At 42.9% G+C, this 19,357-nt stretch carries 17 protein-coding genes and 2 tRNA genes; 5 read left to right on the top strand and 14 right to left on the bottom strand.

Features of this window, described 5'->3' with window-relative positions:
- Positions 1–46 precede the first annotated feature (46 nt).
- Together amrB and ACZ5KY_RS12095 are read right to left on the bottom strand one after the other, a co-directional pair.
- On the bottom strand, positions 47–862 hold the full coding sequence (gene amrB / locus ACZ5KY_RS12090) for an AmmeMemoRadiSam system protein B (RefSeq protein WP_464244154.1): 816 nt from the start codon (positions 860–862) through the stop codon (positions 47–49).
- A 26-nt stretch (positions 863–888) separates the two neighbouring features.
- Entirely contained in the window at positions 889–1,707 is an 819-nt protein-coding gene (locus tag ACZ5KY_RS12095) for a sulfite exporter TauE/SafE family protein (protein ID WP_464244155.1), read from the bottom strand.
- A 214-nt stretch (positions 1,708–1,921) separates the two neighbouring features.
- Between ACZ5KY_RS12095 and ACZ5KY_RS12100 the strand changes: the two genes are divergently transcribed.
- A complete protein-coding gene (locus ACZ5KY_RS12100) occupies positions 1,922–4,282 on the top strand; it encodes a putative bifunctional diguanylate cyclase/phosphodiesterase (protein WP_464244156.1) in 2,361 nt (786 codons plus the stop codon).
- Positions 4,283–4,377: 95 nt separating this feature from the next.
- Here the strand turns inward: ACZ5KY_RS12100 and ACZ5KY_RS12105 are convergent.
- From ACZ5KY_RS12105 to ACZ5KY_RS12115, 3 genes are all read right to left on the bottom strand, one after another.
- Positions 4,378–4,451, bottom strand: a tRNA-Cys gene (locus ACZ5KY_RS12105).
- Positions 4,452–4,528: 77 nt separating this feature from the next.
- Positions 4,529–4,840 (bottom strand): MTH1187 family thiamine-binding protein, encoded by a 312-nt coding sequence (locus ACZ5KY_RS12110; protein ID WP_464244157.1) that lies wholly within the window; start codon positions 4,838–4,840, stop codon positions 4,529–4,531.
- A 119-nt stretch (positions 4,841–4,959) separates the two neighbouring features.
- Positions 4,960–5,046 (bottom strand) — tRNA-Leu (locus ACZ5KY_RS12115).
- 223 nt (positions 5,047–5,269) lie between these two features.
- Here ACZ5KY_RS12115 and hcp point away from each other — a divergent pair.
- Positions 5,270–6,898 (top strand): hydroxylamine reductase, encoded by a 1,629-nt coding sequence (gene hcp / locus ACZ5KY_RS12120; protein WP_464244664.1) that lies wholly within the window; start codon positions 5,270–5,272, stop codon positions 6,896–6,898.
- A 94-nt stretch (positions 6,899–6,992) separates the two neighbouring features.
- Here the strand turns inward: hcp and ACZ5KY_RS12125 are convergent, their stop codons facing one another.
- A complete protein-coding gene (locus ACZ5KY_RS12125; protein ID WP_464244158.1) occupies positions 6,993–8,435 on the bottom strand; it encodes an Rqc2 family fibronectin-binding protein in 1,443 nt (480 codons plus the stop codon).
- Positions 8,436–8,565: 130 nt separating this feature from the next.
- Between ACZ5KY_RS12125 and ACZ5KY_RS12130 the strand changes: the two genes are divergently transcribed.
- Both ACZ5KY_RS12130 and ACZ5KY_RS12135 read left to right on the top strand, forming a co-directional pair.
- On the top strand, positions 8,566–9,465 hold the full coding sequence (locus tag ACZ5KY_RS12130; protein ID WP_464244159.1) for a lysophospholipid acyltransferase family protein: 900 nt from the start codon (positions 8,566–8,568) through the stop codon (positions 9,463–9,465).
- Positions 9,462–9,941: a tRNA (cytidine(34)-2'-O)-methyltransferase gene (locus tag ACZ5KY_RS12135; protein WP_464244160.1), complete on the top strand. Its 480-nt coding sequence runs from the start codon at positions 9,462–9,464 to the stop codon at positions 9,939–9,941. Before ACZ5KY_RS12130 ends, ACZ5KY_RS12135 begins: the two co-directional genes overlap by 4 nt.
- Positions 9,942–9,962: 21 nt before the next feature.
- Here ACZ5KY_RS12135 and murJ read toward each other — a convergent pair whose 3' ends face one another.
- Positions 9,963–11,525, bottom strand: a complete 1,563-nt coding sequence (gene murJ, locus ACZ5KY_RS12140) for a murein biosynthesis integral membrane protein MurJ (protein WP_464244161.1) — start codon at positions 11,523–11,525, stop codon at positions 9,963–9,965.
- A 201-nt stretch (positions 11,526–11,726) separates the two neighbouring features.
- Between murJ and rpsT the strand changes: the two genes are divergently transcribed.
- Entirely contained in the window at positions 11,727–11,990 is a 264-nt protein-coding gene (gene rpsT, locus ACZ5KY_RS12145) for a 30S ribosomal protein S20 (protein ID WP_464244162.1), read from the top strand.
- A gap of 56 nt (positions 11,991–12,046) precedes the next feature.
- Here rpsT and holA read toward each other — a convergent pair whose 3' ends face one another.
- The 7 genes from holA to era all read right to left on the bottom strand — a co-directional run bounded on the left by holA (position 12,047) and on the right by era (position 19,343).
- Positions 12,047–13,042, bottom strand: a complete 996-nt coding sequence (gene holA / locus ACZ5KY_RS12150) for a DNA polymerase III subunit delta (RefSeq protein ID WP_464244163.1) — start codon at positions 13,040–13,042, stop codon at positions 12,047–12,049.
- Positions 13,043–13,053: 11 nt separating this feature from the next.
- Positions 13,054–13,569, bottom strand: coding sequence for an LPS-assembly lipoprotein LptE (locus tag ACZ5KY_RS12155; protein WP_464244164.1), 516 nt, complete (start codon positions 13,567–13,569; stop codon positions 13,054–13,056).
- Positions 13,566–16,118: a leucine--tRNA ligase gene (gene leuS, locus ACZ5KY_RS12160; protein ID WP_464244165.1), complete on the bottom strand. Its 2,553-nt coding sequence runs from the start codon at positions 16,116–16,118 to the stop codon at positions 13,566–13,568. The genes ACZ5KY_RS12155 and leuS overlap by 4 nt, the downstream gene beginning before the upstream one ends.
- A gap of 165 nt (positions 16,119–16,283) precedes the next feature.
- On the bottom strand, positions 16,284–16,502 hold the full coding sequence (gene infA, locus ACZ5KY_RS12165; protein ID WP_464244166.1) for a translation initiation factor IF-1: 219 nt from the start codon (positions 16,500–16,502) through the stop codon (positions 16,284–16,286).
- 125 nt (positions 16,503–16,627) lie between these two features.
- Positions 16,628–17,005, bottom strand: coding sequence for a response regulator transcription factor (locus ACZ5KY_RS12170; RefSeq protein WP_464244665.1), 378 nt, complete (start codon positions 17,003–17,005; stop codon positions 16,628–16,630).
- 58 nt (positions 17,006–17,063) lie between these two features.
- Positions 17,064–18,377: a ribosome biogenesis GTPase Der gene (gene der / locus ACZ5KY_RS12175; RefSeq protein ID WP_464244167.1), complete on the bottom strand. Its 1,314-nt coding sequence runs from the start codon at positions 18,375–18,377 to the stop codon at positions 17,064–17,066.
- Between the two features lie 42 nt (positions 18,378–18,419).
- Positions 18,420–19,343 carry a GTPase Era gene (gene era / locus ACZ5KY_RS12180; RefSeq protein WP_464244168.1) on the bottom strand — a complete coding sequence of 308 codons (924 nt, stop codon included), beginning with the start codon at positions 19,341–19,343 and terminating at the stop codon, positions 18,420–18,422.
- Between the last annotated feature and the right edge of the window lie 14 nt (positions 19,344–19,357).

The following is a 19,357-nucleotide window of genomic DNA, read 5'->3' on the forward strand; positions in this document are numbered from 1 at the left end:
GTAACAAGAAGTAATTGTTTTTATAAACTGTCTACCAAATTGACTATTAACGAACAACGACGCCAGCATAGCCAACGACGTTTGTTTGATCCTCCGTCACTTCACCAGAATGACCATAGCGGATCAATTCGGCATGTTGCGCACCAATTAATTTCGTTGCTAATAACATCACCGCTACCGCAGGCATTCCACACATAGTTATGTGTGAGTTTGTTACCCGTTGGTAGAGTTCTTTAGCATTCAAATTAAGGACTGCATCGAGTGCGTAAGAGTCTTTCTTAGCGGCATGATCAACAGATTCATAGTGGGTCATGTCTGAACTAGCCACAATTAATACCGACTGTTTAGTCGCCGTGATAACACGGCCCAAGGCATGAGCCAATTGTTCGAGCAAATGATAAGGATGAGGACGCAAACTAATCGGAACGATCTTAACCTGAGGATTTAAAACACTCAGAAATGGCAACATCACTTCAAGCGAATGTTCGTAACAATGGGAAACTGTGTCGGCAACAAACAGTGGATCACTGTCGATAATGGTTTCAGCTAACTCGTTATCAACAAACACTGAACCAAGAGGAGTTTGCCACGACCCACTTGAATAAACCCCACAAGGTTCCCCGACCCCTTGATGATTCGGGCCAATCAAAATAACGCTATCGGGTATTTCAACAGTGGAAAATGTTGCGCCAGCAATCGATCCAGAATAGAGATACCCTGCGTGGGGAGCCATCAAACCAAGAGCTGGTTTACAAGACTGACTGTCAGTAAGAAAACCATCAATTTGAGTTCGCAGAAGTTGTGGGTTATCGGGATAAAACTGTCCCGCAACAACAGGTTTACGTTCATCCAATTCATGCATCGTACACCCCTCCATAATTTTAGTTATTACGCAAAAGAGGACCAGATCATTTTAACACCAACACAAATCAATAACACAGAAAACACCTTAACCATTTTAGCATGGGAACAAAATTGTCCGATACGAACTCCGATTCGTGCTCCAAATATAGAGAAAGGGACGACGAGTAAAACCGCAGGAAAATAAACAAACCCTAAAAAACCTTCTTCGATTGTTTTGATCTGCCAACCCATAAAAATATAGGCACAGGTTCCGATTAACGATGACATAACAATTAAGGCAGTAGAATTCCCTACCGCAAGATGGATAGGAAAATGTAAGAGAATCACCATAAGCGGAACGGCAATCACTCCACCACCCACACCAAAAAAAGAGGAAAAAGTGCCACCGATAAAGCCAACGAATAGCAATAGCACAGCCTGATCTCGTAGTGCATCGCTAGAAGGTTTTGACGCACCGGTCAGGAGTTTAATGGCAACGGCCATTTGCATCACTCCAAATGCTAATGTCAACACAGGACCAGTCAACAATGATGCGCAAAATGCGCCAACGCAGGCACCAACGACTGCACCCAAAGCTAAATAAAGGACATGATTCCGCCTGACATTTCCCTGTCTATGATGACCAATGGTATTACTCACAGCAGTTGGAATGATAATGGCTAAACTTGTCGCAAAAGCACAATGAACAATATATTGCGGATCAAAACCAGCAAGCTGAAAACGCCACATAAGCAACGGAACTAAAATAACACCGCCACCAATCCCCAAAAGCCCGGCTAAACCTCCGGCACAGCAACCAAAAACAATAAAGCTAATCAATAATTCAAAAGTCAGAAACTCCAAAAGAATATTCTCCACTTCAACACGAACCATTATCGAACAAAAGCAACGACTCTTTGCACATTCTTGCCCCATTCAAAACACAATAACTATTTACAAACAACTTCACATTATGTAGCATAAATTAAAATATTCAGCGACTAGAGTTGACATCAAGCCAGCATCCTAATGATACAAACTCCACAGATTAACATACGGAAATGGAAAAACACATTCAATGACAAGCTTTAGCAAGGAAGGTAACTTTAAACAGTTTGATGCTAAACCTGTATCTTTTTCAAATCAATGGCAACGAATACAACTCATTATTAAGGTGCGCTGGTTAATACTATTAATGATCACAATCTATGGCTTATTTTCTGCCGTATTTTTGCATTATACCGCACCAGATCAGCATTTATCGACCATTCAAATAAAAAGTCTCTCTGGTACAATTCTATCCATCATTTTGTTCAACTTCCTATCTCAACTGATCAATTCTCGTACACACCGAGCTGCTTATTTACGAGGGGTTCAAATCTGTGCTGACCTGATTTTTGCAACGATTCTAATCCATCAAACAGGAGGAGGCTCCAGTTGGTTATGGCAGATATATTTAATCGTCGCACTCGAATCATCTTTTCTCCTCACATTACGACGCTATATGGCACTAACAGTTGGGTTGAGTAGTTTGCTTTTTGGCTCAGTATTGTGGGCTGGATACCACGATGTTTTGACCTCTATAGATCTCAATATTTTTTATTCACATTACAAGCATAACGGCAGCTATTTAACATTATTATGGTTATGGGTAACTATTTTAAATATTACTGCCACAATCTTAGGATATTATTTTAACAAAATAATACGCCAAGAATCACAGGAAGTTTTCATCAAAGAAAACCGTTTACACCGTTTCATGGAGAACGCTCAAGACCTGATCATTGCCTTTGATGAATCAAACAAAATTCAATTCATGAATAAATCTGCTAGGGTGCGTCTTAGTATTGAGGACAGTAAAGAGGTGCACTCCATTGAGCACATCATTCACTCTGACGACCTCGCTCTGTGGGGTAGAAAAACGTGCCTACTCGGTGTTGGGGAAACATTTGACCCAGCAATTTTCCATTTACGTACCCGTTCAGGTGAAACAGTACACGTAGATTGTCGTATCAGTAGTGATACAAAGGGTCGCGACCCTCTTCATTGGGCGATTTGTCGTGATCTTTCAAAACAGATTGAAAGCGAGCAACAACTTCACCACATTGCTAATCATGACCGACTGACAGATCTAATCAATCGCCACGGGTTCACGGAAAAAGCCAAACATTTAACCCTAATGGCTCGACGATCACATCAACAAATTGCCCTGGCTATCGTTTCAGTTGATCACCTTAAAGTGATCAACGAGACTCTTAGTATCGAAAGTGGCGATACCCTTTTACATACATTTAGTCAACGATTGCTCAATTCTGTTCGTGAGACTGATATTGTAGGACGTTTAGCCGGCAATCAATTTGTCGTTTTACTGGTTAATATTGATGGCCCCGATGCGGTTAATCAAGTAATCGCAAAACTTAGAAAACGACTGGCCGCACCTCTTACAATCGACAATCACGAAATTTTCATTACGGCAAGTATTGGACTAAGCATCTATCCTAGAGATGCTGCAACCGTCGAAGAGATGATTAACAAATCCAGTAATGCCATGTACAGCGTTAAAACTCAGGGTGGCAACAATGTCACGTTCTACAGTGATGAAATGAACAACGATATAAAAAATCGTCTGCTGATGATTAACGGTCTACACCAAGCTCTTAACAAAAAGGAACTCAAACTTCATTACCAACCCAAAGTGAAAATTAAAACAGGACGCTTTAACTCTGTTGAAGTACTACTGCGCTGGAATCATCCCACCCTTGGTCAAGTCGCCCCAGGTGATTTTATTCCGATGGCTGAGGAATCAGGTGTTATTGGTGATTTGACGGAATGGGTTCTTTATGAAGCCTGTACTCAGAGCCAAAAATGGCAACAACAAGGACTTCCCCCTATCCGAGTTGCCGTCAATGTATCAGGTCATCAATTACAAAACAGAGAACTAGTTGGGCAACTCAAAAATGTTTTAGCTTCAACAGGGCTTGATCCAGAATTATTAGAGGTCGAAGTTACTGAATCTGTTTTGATGCAAAACCCTGATGCTGCTAGCTCAATTTTAAAAGAGATACGCAAACTAGGCATCCACCTATCAATTGATGACTTCGGTACCGGGTACTCATCATTAGCCTACCTAAAGCGCTTCCCTGTGCACTCACTCAAGATAGATCGATCATTTATTTTAGATGTTGAACAAAGTGAAAAGTATGCGGCAATTACTGCTTCAATTATTCAAATGGGCAAAACGCTTAACTTGAATATTATTGGTGAAGGGGTTGAAACATTAGGTCAGATGGCATTTTTAAAAGAGCATCAATGCGATGAAGTTCAGGGATATTTATATAGTATGCCTGTACCTGCGGATGAGATTAGTACACTTCTCAACAACTTAAAAGACCAAAGGAACCCTGTTTCAAACCAAATTGAGACCATTTTAGACGAATAGATTATTGCCCGTAGCTGCGGATTCATAATAGTGAACTGTAACGGGAAAACAGAAAAGAAAAAGGGTTAGCGATAAATCGCTAACCCTTTTTTATTTGGAGGCCCCGCCCAGATTCGAACTGGGGATAAAGGCTTTGCAGGCCTCTGCCTTACCACTTGGCGACGGGGCCATGACGTTGTATTAATTCCTCTCGTCAAGGCCCGCTATTGGTATCAAATTGGGCCCTGCACTGTCAAGATAAAAGTATCAATTATTCTCTTTACCTAGCTGATTCGCAACAGAACGAAGTTTACTATCCATAGTGTGTTCTTTATCGCGCCGATCGTCGATTTTAATCAACGTAGAGACCCGCTGTGCCCCAGCATTAAAGGGTGATTCATGCATCTGTTGAACCAGAGAAAAAATAGCATCCAAATCCCCTTCGAGAATCGTTCCCATGGGAGTTAATTGGTACTTCAAACCAGACTGTTCGACTAACTTCAAACATCCAGCAACAAACTTTGAAATCCCACCAGTACCTTCACCAATTGGCGTGCAACTAATTTGTACAACGGCCATATGACCCCCCATAAACAAAAAATTAAACGCTGAGCATACAATGATGCCATCATAGCTTAATTCATACCAAGGTAAATAAAAAAGGGCTGCAAACAGTTGTTTGCAGCCCTTTTAAATATTGGTGCCGAAGGGGAGACTCGAACTCCCATGCCCTTTCAAGCACATGAACCTGAATCATGCGTGTCTACCAATTCCACCACTTCGGCTTGAAGTGGTGGATTTATATCAAACGGACTCATGAATTGCAAACATAATTTCGACAACTGCAATCAATTACGACCCTTTGTACGTTTATATTTGACCGCCAGCCAAGTTTGACAACCTTACCTTTGCTGTTAGAGTGAAATAATGTTTGTAATTACATAACAACAGTCACCCCACCCCAATTTACACTGCCCATCTTAAAAGGAGTCACAAATGGAACAGGAAATGTTTTGCTACCAGTGTGAACAAACTTCCAGAGGAACTGCCTGCACCACGATGGGCGTATGCGGTAAAACACCTGAGGCTTCAGCCCTGCAAGACCTGATAGTCTGGGGACTCAAAGGGATGGCGTTTTGGGCTGATCTGGCACGTCAGCAAGGTGCCGCAGACAATGAGATCGATATACACATGATTGAGGGACTCTTTACCACGGTGACAAATGTCGACTTTGACACGGAGAACCTCGCTAAAGTTGTGCAAAAAACAGTTGCCATGCGTGATCGAGCTAAAATGCTTTTCGATAAGACTGGTACGAGCCAACCTGAGGGGGTCCCCGCTGCTGCTCTAGACTGGGAACTAGCAACATCTACAGCTAACATGATTAATCAAGGTAAACTTCACCCTGTTCTTAATCCTGAGGTTGACCCAGATATTCAATCTATGCGCGACACATTATTGTATGGCTGCAAAGGGATGGCCGCTTACGCTGACCATGCCCACATCCTCGGTCAAGATGATAATGACATCTATGCGTTCTTCCACAAAGCTCTTGCGGCAATGGTAGATGACTCCCTTAGCCTGACCGACTACATTGGATTGGCAATGGAATGTGGTCAGATGAATATCAAGACCTCTGGGCTACTTAACAAAGCTCATTGCGATGCCTACCAACCTCCAGTTCCTACACCGGTAAGTATTGGCACAAAGGCGGGAAAAGCAATTTTGGTCTCCGGCCACGATCTTAAAATGCTCGAAGAGCTACTTAAGCAAACCGAAGGTAAAGGGATCAACATCTACACCCACGTTGAAATGCTCCCAGCTCATGGCTATCCTGGTTTAAAAAAATACCCGCATCTCGTTGCCAACTATGGTGGTGCATGGCAGGACCAACAAAAAGAGTTCCCCTACTTTCACGGGGCAATGATCTTTAACACCAATTGCATTCAACGTCCGGGCGATGTTTATCAGGACCGGCTGTTCACCTGGGGCCGAGTCCGCTGGCCGGGTGTGAAGCATATCGATAGTTGGGATTTTTCAGAGGTGATTGAGAAAGCTCTTGAATGCGATGGTTTTATTGAAAACCCTGTCAAAGAGATTCTCACTGGCTGTGGTCACCATGCCGTTCTTGGCCTCGCTGACAAAGTGATCGCCGGAGTAAAGTCGGGGGCGATAAAGCGCTTTTTTGTCATCGGTGGCTGCGATGGTGCCATGTCAGGTCGCGACTACTACACCCAGCTTGCTCAAAAGCTTCCTCAGGACACGATCATCCTAACCTTAGCCTGCGGTAAGTATCGCTTTAATAAACTAGATTTAGGGGATATCGACGGTATCCCACGTTTGCTCGATGTTGGCCAGTGTAACGATGCTTATTCAGTGATTAAGATTGCAGAGGCTCTAGCAGAAGCATTCGAGTGCGAGATTAACGACCTGCCGCTATCTATTGTACTATCGTGGTACGAGCAGAAAGCAGTAGTTGTTTTACTGTCACTGCTGTCACTCGGTCTCAAGGATATGAGAATCGGCCCGTCGCTACCGGCGTTTATTTCACCAAATGTGCTTAACTTCTTGGTTGAAAACTTCAACCTTACCCCCATTGGTGATGTCGATAGCGATATGGCAAAAATGTTGAGTTAACAGCTTGATCGTTCACAAGCAAAAAAAGTGGTTCGGGGCAACAACACCCGAACCACTTTTTGTTCCTTTAACAACGAATATCAACCATTTCATATCAGTTATTAACTGGCACAACCTGCAATACCCGATACGTTTCAACGCGCACCAATCCTAATGGCGCCCCTTTGATCCGTTTAACATGCTTACCTTCCGTTACCATAACATCCACTCGAGTATCCTTCGCTGCTCGCGAATGGGCAGCGCACAGTGACGCAGCAAATAGCTGATCCTCCATTGGCACGTCGGCACCATCACTTTTAATAACCAGATGACAACCCGGTATTTTGTGTGCGTGGAACCAAAGATCGCGCGACTTCAAAAGTGTTTTTGACACATAATCGTTGGTTTTATTATTTCGTCCCCAAACAATTTCCCAACCATTTGGTGACTGGACACGGTTGACCAATGTCACAGCTTTTTGATGGCGCGTGTCACGTTGTAAAGCCGTCGCGGGTTTATACCAGCCTGATTCAATCAGCTCTTCACGAATCATATCACTATCAGCGCTAGTTACCTGATCATCAAGCTGCTGAGAGATCTGTTCTAAACTCTCAATTTCCATCTGTGTTTGCTCAAGTCGACGTTGGCAATGATCGAGTCCACGCTTCCCTTTTCGATACCTCTTGAAATAGAGTGCGGCATTCTCCTGTGGTGTTTTTGCAGGTAGCAGTGCAAGGGTGGTCATGATTGGCGGGTCTTGGTAGTAATCGAGCACTTCAACTACTTCCATACCACGCTTCATTACATGAAGATTTGCCAGAAGCAAATCACCCGACTGTTTTTCCTCTTCACAATTAAGACACTGATCAATTTGTTGATCTATATGCTTGAGTCGCTTATTTAATCGCTTCAATGCCGTCGAAACGGCCTTCCGCAGAGCGGCATGTCCATCAACGCCATGTTTATGGTGTATGGCAGCGGCAATCCCATCGAAATGTTGTTCAGCTAGCAATGAAAGATTAGGCCACTCGGCCACATCACCCTGTGGTGGAACAAAGTCAGTGCTGCGCGCAAATTGAGTTCCGTCACGAAGTTCAGGTGAAACATACGGCTGACCAACAATTAATGGGCGGACACAGTCCTTCTTAGTGCGAAAGAGACTATCGACCACATTATTATTGTGATCAATTAGAATGACATTCCCTTCACGACCAAACAGTTCAGCAACCAAAATATAACATTCATCTTCAGGTCCAACAAAACTCAGTCGTACAATTCGATCCGCAGGATCTATCTCAATGCGCACGAGTCGCTTTAGCCTTGCACGAAGCAATTGACAAAATCGTGGCGGGCGCATGGGGTTGCGATGACTCTCTGTCGTTAAATGGATTCTCGGTCCAATACCACCGACACCAATAAGTAGCCGTTGTTCAATTCGACCATTCCATAATTTTAAAATTAACAGATCACGATCAGGTTGATATACTTTGTTGATCAGAGAACCTTGCAATTGTGACTGCAACTGAGCGACAAGGGTCTGTAGAAAAAGATAATCCATCATTAATCTCCAAAAACACTTTTAATTACAGGCACATCACAATGTTATTTAAAAGAGCATGTTAGTACTCTTGCCTGAAACAATTTGACCATGCTAGTATCCCGCAATTCAATTTTCAATAAAGGGTATCATGCAAAAACAAAAACTAATCAATATTATTGAAGCAATTCCCTTTTTCACTCTTGCGGCAATTGCTCGCACCTTACCACGCATACCGGCCCTTAAATTAGGCCGTGTGTTAGGTCGATTAAGTCAATTCGTGCAACCGAAACGGGTAAAAACAGCTTTTGACAATCTTCAACGTGCCTATCCTGATCAAGACAAGGTGTGGATCAAACAACAAATTCGACTTAACTTTGAGCACTTAGGAATCAGCGGCATGGAGATGCTGCGTCTCGATAAATTTAGCACACAGCAAGACCTTGAAGAAAACTTTACCATTGAAGGACAAGAACACCTTGATCAACTAAAGGAAAACAACTCGGGTGCGTTCTTATTGTCGGCCCACATCGGATTTTGGGAAATAGGATCTTTTGTTATCCAAAAACTTGGCTTTTCATGTGATTTTGTTGCTAAAACAATTCGTAATCCTTATGTTGATCAATTTTTCCTAAAACAAAGAGAAGCAAATGGTGCACACTGCATTGATAGTAAAAAAGGGGCGCGACGAATCATAAAATCATTGGCAAACAACCATTTTGTCGGTCTATTACTTGATCAGCACATATCAAAAAAACAAGCGGTCATTGTAAATTTCTTTAATCGCCCAGCTTACGCAACGCCTATCATTCCTCAAATTGCACTAAAAAATAAAACACCAATTGTCCCTATTTTCATTTATCGAAATGATGATTTTAGCTATCGGGTCGTCATTGAGAAGCCACAAGTTTTCACTGAAAAATCATCCCCTGAATCGATTCAACAGTGCACTCAGAAACTTACTGACATCATCGAAGAAGCTGTTCGCAAACATCCAACCCAATGGTTTTGGGTTCATCGCCGCTGGCGGAAATCGGCCGAAAAAAAATGATCTCTACCCCCCCATTTAACATTGTACTTGTTGAGCCAGAAATCCCCCCTAATACTGGGAACATTGCTCGGTTATGCGCAGGAACGGGAACCCACTTGCACCTTGTTGGCAAACTAGGTTTCTCTCTTGATGATCGCTACTTAAAAAGAGCTGGATTAGACTACTGGCCCCACGTTTCACTTCATCGCTGGGACAGTTTAGATCAATTGCAGCAATCCTTTCCCGATGGGCGTTGGTGGTACACAACAAAGACAGCCAAAAAATCCTATACGCAGGCCGATTTTACAGCCAATGACTTTATTGTTTTTGGTAAGGAGACCAAGGGACTGCCAAAGGAGTTACTCAAAGATAATCCTGATTTTTGTCTGCGTATCCCATTATCTGGGACAGCAGTGCGAAGTTTAAACCTATCAACCTCAGCAGGAATTGTCTTGTATGAAGCGTTACGTCAGATTGGCGCACTTGATGGCGAATAACAGCTCAATACATAATAGAACTTAGCGATTGAGTCGCTTTTTAACTAAAGCAACAACGTCGTGAACCTCTTTTATCTTAACAAGGTAACAACAGATCAAGTAGGCGATCATTCCACAGCAGATCGCCCCAATAAGGATGCAAAGATTGGCAGCCGTTAAACCGAGCTGCCAATGTCCCCAAGCTAAAACATAATGGACAATGCTGGCCATAACTGCCGTTGCCACAAGTACCTTGCCGCAGATCACAGCTATGCTACCGAGAGCCATCCCACCGAGACGACGCTGCAATATATACAGCAAAACAATCGCGTTAAATATAGATGAAAGTGTCAGGGCAAACGCTAAACCAATATGTTGATAATAATTCATCAAAATTAAGCCCAAGGCGACATTGACGATAAGTGTCCAAAACGATACCCAAACAGGTGTTTTGGTATCATTCATAGCATAAAACGTCGGCACAACAACCCGACTAATACCAACGAATAACAACCCCGGTGCGTAGGCTGCAAGAGCTAAGGCGGTTTGATTCACATCGGTAAAACTAAATGCACCATTCATGAATAATTGACTATAGATCGGACTTGCACAAACAACTAACCCTGCCGCAGCAGGAACCGTAATTAAGACAATTAAACTTAAGGCATATCGTAACGATTTCTTGACCTCATCCATTTGCCCCTGTGCAGCTTGACGACTCATGGTTGGCAGAACAGCTTGAGCAAGTGAGACAACGAAAATCCCTTGAGGGAACTCGAACAATCTCTGACCATAGTAAAGATAAGAAACACTTCCCTGTTCCAGAAACGATGATAATAAACGTGTTACCACAACATTGATTTGATATATCGCTACACCGAAAATACCTGGAATCATCAGACGGGCAATCCGTTGCACGACTGCATCTCGCCACTGGAAACACAACTTGAGATTAAAACCGTAACGACGCATAACGGGTAACGTCATCATTAACTGCAAAAAGCCACCGATAAGAACCCCCCAAGCAAGGGACTCTACAGGAATGGCTAACTGTTGATGCAATACCACCGCACCAATGATCATTGAGAGATTAAGAATTAACGGTGAAAAGGCAGGGATAAAATAATGTCCATAAACATTTAACACACCCGTTAGTAACGATAATAAACTGACAAAAAAGATATAGGGAAACATCAAACGTGTCAGATGGATGGTTAATTCAATTTTACCCGGTACGCTCGAAAATCCACCACCAATCATTTTAACGAGCCACGGTGAAGCAAACATCCCACACACGGTCACTGCGATCATTACAACTAGAAGCAAACTCCAGCAAATCCTGACAATGCGCTGTGCTTCGATCTCCCCTTGTTGATCGCGAACCTGCGTAAAGGTCGGCACAAAAGCCGCGGTCAATGAACCCTCAGCAAAAAAACGGCGCAACAAATTCGGAATAGTAAACGCCATAAAAAAAGCATCACTACCAAATCCTGCACCAAAAATAGACGCAATAACGATATCGCGTGCTAGGCCCGCAAAGCGACTCATTAACGTTGCGCTACTCAATACTGCAGCAGCAGCAGTTATTTTTTTACGATCTGACATTCTTTTCTCGCACCATAATGAGCACAATAGGGATTATTTTATTTTAATACATCCAATATTGATAATAAGTTCTGCAATAACAGACATATACGCAGAACAATTAGGAAAAGCTAAGTTTGACTTAACACGATGACGATGATATAACCTGTTTCGCACTAACAAAATAGATACTAAACATTTAACATACAACGGAGAAAAACAATGGCAAATCACAAGTCTGCAATTAAACGTAACAAGCAAAACATCATTCGCAATACTCGCAACGTTCAAACTCGTACTGCAATGCGTAATCACGTTAAAGCTGTTCGTTTAGCTGTTGCCGAAGGCAACAAAGAAGCAGCAACAGCTGCCTTAACTAAAGCGGTCCCTTTTATTGACAAAGTTTCAACTAAAGGTGTTATCCATAAATCTACAGCAAGTCGTAAAATTGGTCGTTTGACAAAGCTAGTTAACACTCTAGGCTAAATCGAACAACTAAATTGATAAAATAAAAAAGGAGCCTTTGGCTCCTTTTTTTTGTTTTATGACAACCGAACCAGATCCATCGCCATTTGTTGCAGCAAAGCTTGCGGATGCGCCCCGCTAGACTTAAGTGCTAAATCTAGGCGGATAAACAGCTCAAAGGCAGGTGGATAATGGGTTAAACTGAATTTTTTAGATTGACGAACTATCTGCTGCACAAAATAAGGATTAATCTTTACGGTTCGTGCAATATCTTGCTGCGAAGCATTTTGCTCTAGTAAAGAGCGAGTTTTCCATAATTGACGAAAATGACGAGTGATCATTGCAAGAATCTTCAAGGGCGCCTCACCCTCTTCTTGAAGGCGCTCTAAAAGCACCAAGGTGCGTGATAAATCCTTTTCGCCAATCGCATCGGTTAAATCAAAGACACTATCAATACGCGCATCGGAGACAACCGCAGCAACATCGGGTGAATCAATTAACCGAGCATCACCACAATAGCTACAGACCTTGTTTAGTTCAGTGATAATTTCACTTAAATTTGTTCCAACTCGCTTACAGAACAATTCAAGGCCATCCTCACTGAACTGTTTATCCATCTGACGAACACGGTCACGAACAAATGCTGGAATTTTATTTGCGTAAAGGGGCTTAAACTCAACTAATTCACCCTTTTTTTTGAATGTCTGAAAAAACTTTTTCCGCTTATCAATTTTATCAGCACAAAACACCACGCAGCACTCTGGAACCGGATTAGCAATATAATGGCTCAATATTTCAAGTTGTGCCGCTGAGAGCTGTTGAGCCTGCTTAACAACAATCATTCGTTGCGAAGCAAACACAGGGAAAGTGCGTGCCGTATCCATTAAGCTTGTCGGGTCAACATCCTTACCAGAAACAACCAGAAAGTTAAAATCACGCGCACTCTCATCAACGACAGCTGTAATCAAACGATTGAGGCTTTCATCCAACAGAAAAGCTTCCTCACCATATAAATAAATTAAGGAGGGAAGCTTCTTTGCTGTAATCGCTTTATGAAGTTCGATTGGTGTCATAATATCCGCAACTAAAAATTATCGGTAAGACGGTTATAGACCTCTTGTGCTAAACGACGACTCACATCCTCCTGAGTTTCTGTTTCGCGATAATCTTGTTCAGCACGGTCATCACTGGCAAAAAACTCTTCCTGCCATGTTACAACACCCTGCCAGATCACATCTTCACCGTTGGTTCGCACAAGTTTAGCGTCAACCGTCATCGCGACACGATATTCGGTGATATCGTCATTTTCATCATACGAAACAGAACGGGTGCGATAACTCGTTATGACACCTGACATGATGGTATCTGCCAACTCTTCATCGGCAACCACTTCTAAGGTACGACGACGAGAGAACTGATCGCGTACCTCATTGGTCAGTTGATTTTCAATAAATGGTTCCGTTGTCTTATTCGTAAACGGCACCACGAAAATACTCTGAATATCATCCGGCAAGTTTTCACCACGACCAGAAATATGATACCCACAGGCTGACAATAACGTCAAAACAACTAGACACAAACCAAGCGTTAATTTTTTCATCCCACCACCACGTTTACAAGTTTACCGGGAACGACAATCACCTTGCGTACCGTTTTATCTGCAATCTGACGCACAATAGTTTCATCAGCCAAGGCGGCAGCTTCAACCGTTGCCTTATCGGCAGTTGCAGGCACCGTAATTTTAGCACGAACTTTACCATTTACTTGAATGACGATTAAATTTTCGTCTTCAACAAGAGCCTTTTCATCATGAGCTGGCCAACCGACAGTTTCAAGATCAGTCGTGTTACCCATGCTAAGCCATAATTCCTCAGTGATATGCGGTACGAATGGAGCCAAGAGCTTTACAACCGTCTCTAGTGCTTCACATAATGCACCCGGATATTTATTTTTGGCTTCAAAAACATAAATCGCATTGACCAACTCCATAACCGCCGAGATCGCAGTGTTGAAGTGGAACCGACCATCGATATCTTCAGTGACTTTTTTAATGGTACGATGTGTCATCCGACGTAAGTTGCGCGCTTCTCCCTCGGTTTCCACCTCAGGATGGCTACTAATCAAAGCATGATTATCGTAAACAGCGCGCCATACGCGATTTAAGAAACGATAACAACCTTCTACACTTTGCTCATTCCACTCAAGATCTTTTTCAGGTGGTGCAGCAAATAGCGAGAACAAGCGAGCGGTATCAGCACCATATTTGGCGATAAGATGATCGGGATCAACCACATTCATCTTCGACTTACTCATCTTTTCAGTACGACCAATTGTCGCTGGCTGTTGGCACTTAACACATTTACCATCTACAACATCTTCAGGATACAACCAGCCGTGTTCTGGGCACGACTGTGTCTCTTTACATACCATCCCTTGTGTTAACAAGTTAGTGAATGGCTCATCGACATTCATATAACCAAGATCACGCATCACTTTGGTAAAGAAGCGAGCATAAAGAAGATGCATTACCGCGTGCTCTACACCACCGATATATTGATCTACAGGCAGCCAATATTCAGCGGCAGCGCGGTCAATGGGTCCTGAAGCGAAATTAGGGCAAGCATAACGGGCAAAATACCAAGAACTTTGTACAAACGTATCAAAGGTATCTGTCTCACGTCGTGCAGCTTGACCACATTGAGGACACGTTACGGAATAAAATTCTTTATGTTTTTCAAGGGGGCTACCACCCTCTCCTGTAAACACGACATCTGTTGGTAAAACAACTGGAAGATCTTTTTCAGGGACAGGAACCACGCCACATTGATCACAGTACATGACAGGGATCGGGTTACCCCAATAACGTTGGCGCGAAACGCCCCAATCACGGATACGGTAATTGACGGTTTTGTCACCAATCCCTTCAGTAGCGAGATAATCAGCAATACCCTCTTTAGCGGCGTCATTCTCCTGACCATCAAATCGGTCAGAATTAATCATTAAACCACAACCCGTCCATGCTTCTGTCATGGATTCTGGATCGAGAATCTGATCTTTGGGTTGAATAACAACCACCATATCCAGATCATACTTCTTAGCAAATTCAAAATCACGTTGATCGTGTGTTGGAACCGCCATAACAGCGCCAGTTCCATAATCCATCAGAACAAAGTTTGCGAGAAAGATCGGCATTTTGCAACGCGTCACAGGGTTAATACAATACGCCCCGGTAAAGACACCTTCTTTTTCATAATCTTCGCTCGTACGCTTCTTTTTGTCCTGACTACGAACCTTAGCAATAAATGCTTCAACGTCAGCCCGACGGTCATCGGTTGTCAACTCAAGCGCTTTAGGATGCTCTGGAGCTAAACTCATAAAAGTCGCACCATACAAAGTATCTTGGCGGGTCGTAAACACCTTGATTTTCTCAAGGGTCTTTTCAAGCGGGAACTCAATTTCACAACCAATACTACGACCGATCCAATTACGTTGCATGGTCAACACCGACTCAGGCCAACCGGGTAATTTGTCAGTATAATCGAGTAGTTCTTCGGCGTATTCAGTGATTTTGAAAAACCACTGATCTAACTCTTTATCGACAACTGGAGTGCTACAACGCCAGCAACCATCATCTTCAACTTGCTCATTGGCTAAGACAGTTTGACACTCGGGGCACCAGTTAACTGTCGAGCTTTTTTTGTAGGCCAAACCTTTTTCAAGCATCTTTAAAAAGATCTGCTGTTCCCATTTATAATAATCGACATCACAGGTAGCAAATTCACGATCCCAATCGTAGGATAAGCCCATCCGCTTCAATTGAAGACGCATGTTAGCAATGTTTTCTACGGTCCATTTAGCGGGATGAATTCCGTGTTGAATCGCAGCATTTTCTGCGGGCATACCGAAAGCATCCCAACCCATTGGATGTAGAACGTTAAAACCTTGAAGACGCTTAAAACGGGCAACCACGTCACCAATGGAATAGTTACGTACATGACCCATATGAATTCGCCCAGAGGGGTATGGAAACATTTCTAGGAGATAGTATTTCTCTTTTTCTGATTGCTCAGAAACAGAGAATCTTTTTGAATCATTCCACGATTTTTGCCACGCTAATTCAATGGCAATAGGGTCATAACGTTCTTCCATGGTGCCTCCATACAGTATAAATCATCGTAAGCTTCAAGCACTCAAAATGAAAAAACCGGCCAACAGCCGGTTTGCCTTTTTTATATACACAACGTGTTGAGCCAATCAGTATTGATTGGCTCGACAAGGAGAATATCTTTTGTACGTTAAATGGGTGCAGCTACATTATTTTTCGCGATAAGTAATGCGACCACGTGTTAGATCATAAGGTGACAACTCGACCGTAACTCGGTCACCAGGGAGAATACGAATATAAAACTTACGCATTTTCCCAGAGATATGAGCAAGAACGACATGATCATTATCTAGCTTAACGCGGAACATGGCATTGGGTAACGGCTCAATGACAGTACCCTCAACTTCAATTGCTTCTTCCTTGGACAAAAGAACCTCCAGTGTAAATGTAAATATAGGTAAAAAATTAAGTTACGTGACCTTCAATGTCGCATGGGATATACCACCAAACAACAACTTTTGTCAACGAAACACAACGTTAGCAAAGCTAAGTACTAATTGTTGGCATTAAGAAACCGCTCAACCGTTTCAATAACATTCGCTGACTTAAAAGGTTTTGTTATATACCAATCGGCACCAACCTCATCACCGAGATCAAGGTCAACTTGATTTTTCTTCGCCGTGAGCATAATAACTGGCAACGATTTTGTTTCTGATGCTTGCTTAATCCGCCGACACACTTCAAATCCATCGAGTTCAGGCAACATGACATCCAGCAGAACAAGATCAACTCGCTCCTTTGCTAGAGCATCAAGAGCCTGTGCCCCAGAAGAGACAGCAATCACTTCATGGCCTTGTGAGGTGATAAGAATCGTCGCTAACTTCAACAAACTTTCCTCGTCCTCAACAATCAAAACCTTTTTACTCATGATAGCAGCTCCTAGCTAATTGGATGGCAACAACCCCAAAACAACTACCCCATAACCTAAATCATCTTCTTTCGCGATCGCGGTAATTAATTCTTATTGGACAACCGGTAAACTTAAACGGTTCTCGAATTTTATTCGCCATATAGCGACGATAAGAAAAGTGAACCCCTTTTTCTTTATTAACAAAAATAGTAAAAGTTGGTGGCCGCACAGCCGTTTGGGTAATATAGAAAAACTTAACCCGTTTCCCATGGTAAAGAGCGGGTTGATGGCCCATCTCAGCAGCATTCATCACCTGATTCAATTGCGACGTACTCACCTTACGATTAAAGTGCTCGGCAACATCCTCAACAGTGTCCATAATCTTACCAACGCGTTGTCCCGTTAAAGCCGAAACAAACATTACCGGCGCAAAAGGGAGAAATTTGAACTGCATCCGAACTTCTTCGGTAAATTTTTTCAAGGTGTGATTATCTTTAATCACTGTATCCCATTTGTTGACCACCAGAATAATAGCACGGCCCCGATCAAACGCATATCCTGCAATGGTTAAATCTTGTTCGGTTATCCCCTCTTCCGCATCAATAACAAGCAGGACAACATGAGCACGATCCATCCCTTTTAATGCCTGAATGATCGAATATTTTTCTAACTTTTGGCTTACGCGTCCCTTGCGTCGAATCCCAGCTGTATCAATCAAGGTATAGGGCTTTGTATTGTATATAAAGGGAGTGTCAATGCTATCGCGTGTAGTCCCCGCTACCGGGTTAGCAACAACACGATCATAACCGAGCATTTTATTAACAATGGATGATTTGCCCACATTAGGACGACCAATAACAGCTAAACGAACTTCACCACTTGCCGGATCATCGACAAAAGCTGGCGGAAGAAGACCAACAACCTGATCCATCAGATCGCTGATACCGCGTCCATGTTCGGCCGAAACAGGAAAATATTCTTCGATCCCTAAGCCATAAAACTCAATAGCCTCCTCTTCCTGACGCTCACCATCAACCTTGTTAACGACAAAAAAGATTGGCTTCTTAATACGACGCAACATTCCAGCAACTTCTTGATCTGAAGGAGTGAGCCCTTCACGCGCATCCAGAACAAATAAAATCACATCAGCTTCTTCGATAGCTAACTGTGACTGTTCACGCATTTGGACTAACATTCGCTCTTCACTGACCGGCTCAAATCCACCGGTATCAATCAATGTAAAAGGTGTTGTGTAGCGCGTTACATCTGCATAATTACGATCACGAGTAACACCGGGGAAATCTTCTACGATCGCTTTTCGCTGACCGATAATTCGATTAAACAGGGTCGATTTGCCGACATTTGGCCGGCCAACAATTGCAACAACGGACATTTATTTCACCATTTTCCTTATTTTTTTTGGAGTGCAATCGACCTACTCGTAACCAAACTCGCGCATCATGCGATCTGAATCCATCCAGTTTTTCTTTACTTTAATAAATAGCTCAAGAAAAACACGTGTACCTAAAAAGGTTTCAATTTCACGCCGCGATTCTTGGCCAAGGGTTCGAATCATACTACCGCCCTTGCCAACCAAAATACGTTTATGAGCATCGCGACCGACATAAATAACAGCCTGAATTGCGACGAGATTTTTCCCTGGCCGCTCTTCAAACGTTTCGACCTGCACCGCAACACCATAGGGAACCTCTTGGTGAATCCGATGTAGAATTTGTTCTCGTATCATCTCTGCGACAATAAAGCGCTCGGGCAAATCAGTAACCATATCTTCTGGATAGTACATCGGTCCAGTAGGCAGACATTGAGTCACTAAGGAGGTAATGCGCTCAACCCCTTCTCCTGTCGCTGCTGCTGCTGGGATGATCTCCTGAAACTTAAAGCGCTCTGAGTACGCCTGGATTAACGGCAACAATTTGTCTTTTGCTACCAAATCAACCTTATTTATCACCAAATAAATCGGCAATTCACTCTGAGCGAGTAGGTCGAGAATATAATCATCGCCACCGCCAACTCGGTCTGTGGCCTCAACTAAAAAAAGAACCGCATCAACCCCACGACATGCAGATAGGGCCTGGTCAACCATATATTTATTAAGCTTGCCTGTCGCTTTATGAATACCAGGGGTATCAAGGAACAACACTTGGGCATCGTTGGTGGTATGGATACCAAGAATACGATTTCTCGTTGTCTGTGGTTTGTTCGCTGTTATAGCAATTTTTTGTCCAAGGATCTGATTAAGTAACGTCGATTTTCCTACATTAGGACGACCAATGATCGATACAAAACCTGATTTAAATTCTTTAGTTACTTCCACGCTATCTAGTTCTCCGTTGACCATGCATGATGATCTTC

The sequence above is a fragment of the Desulfuromonas svalbardensis genome, assembly GCF_055389415.1.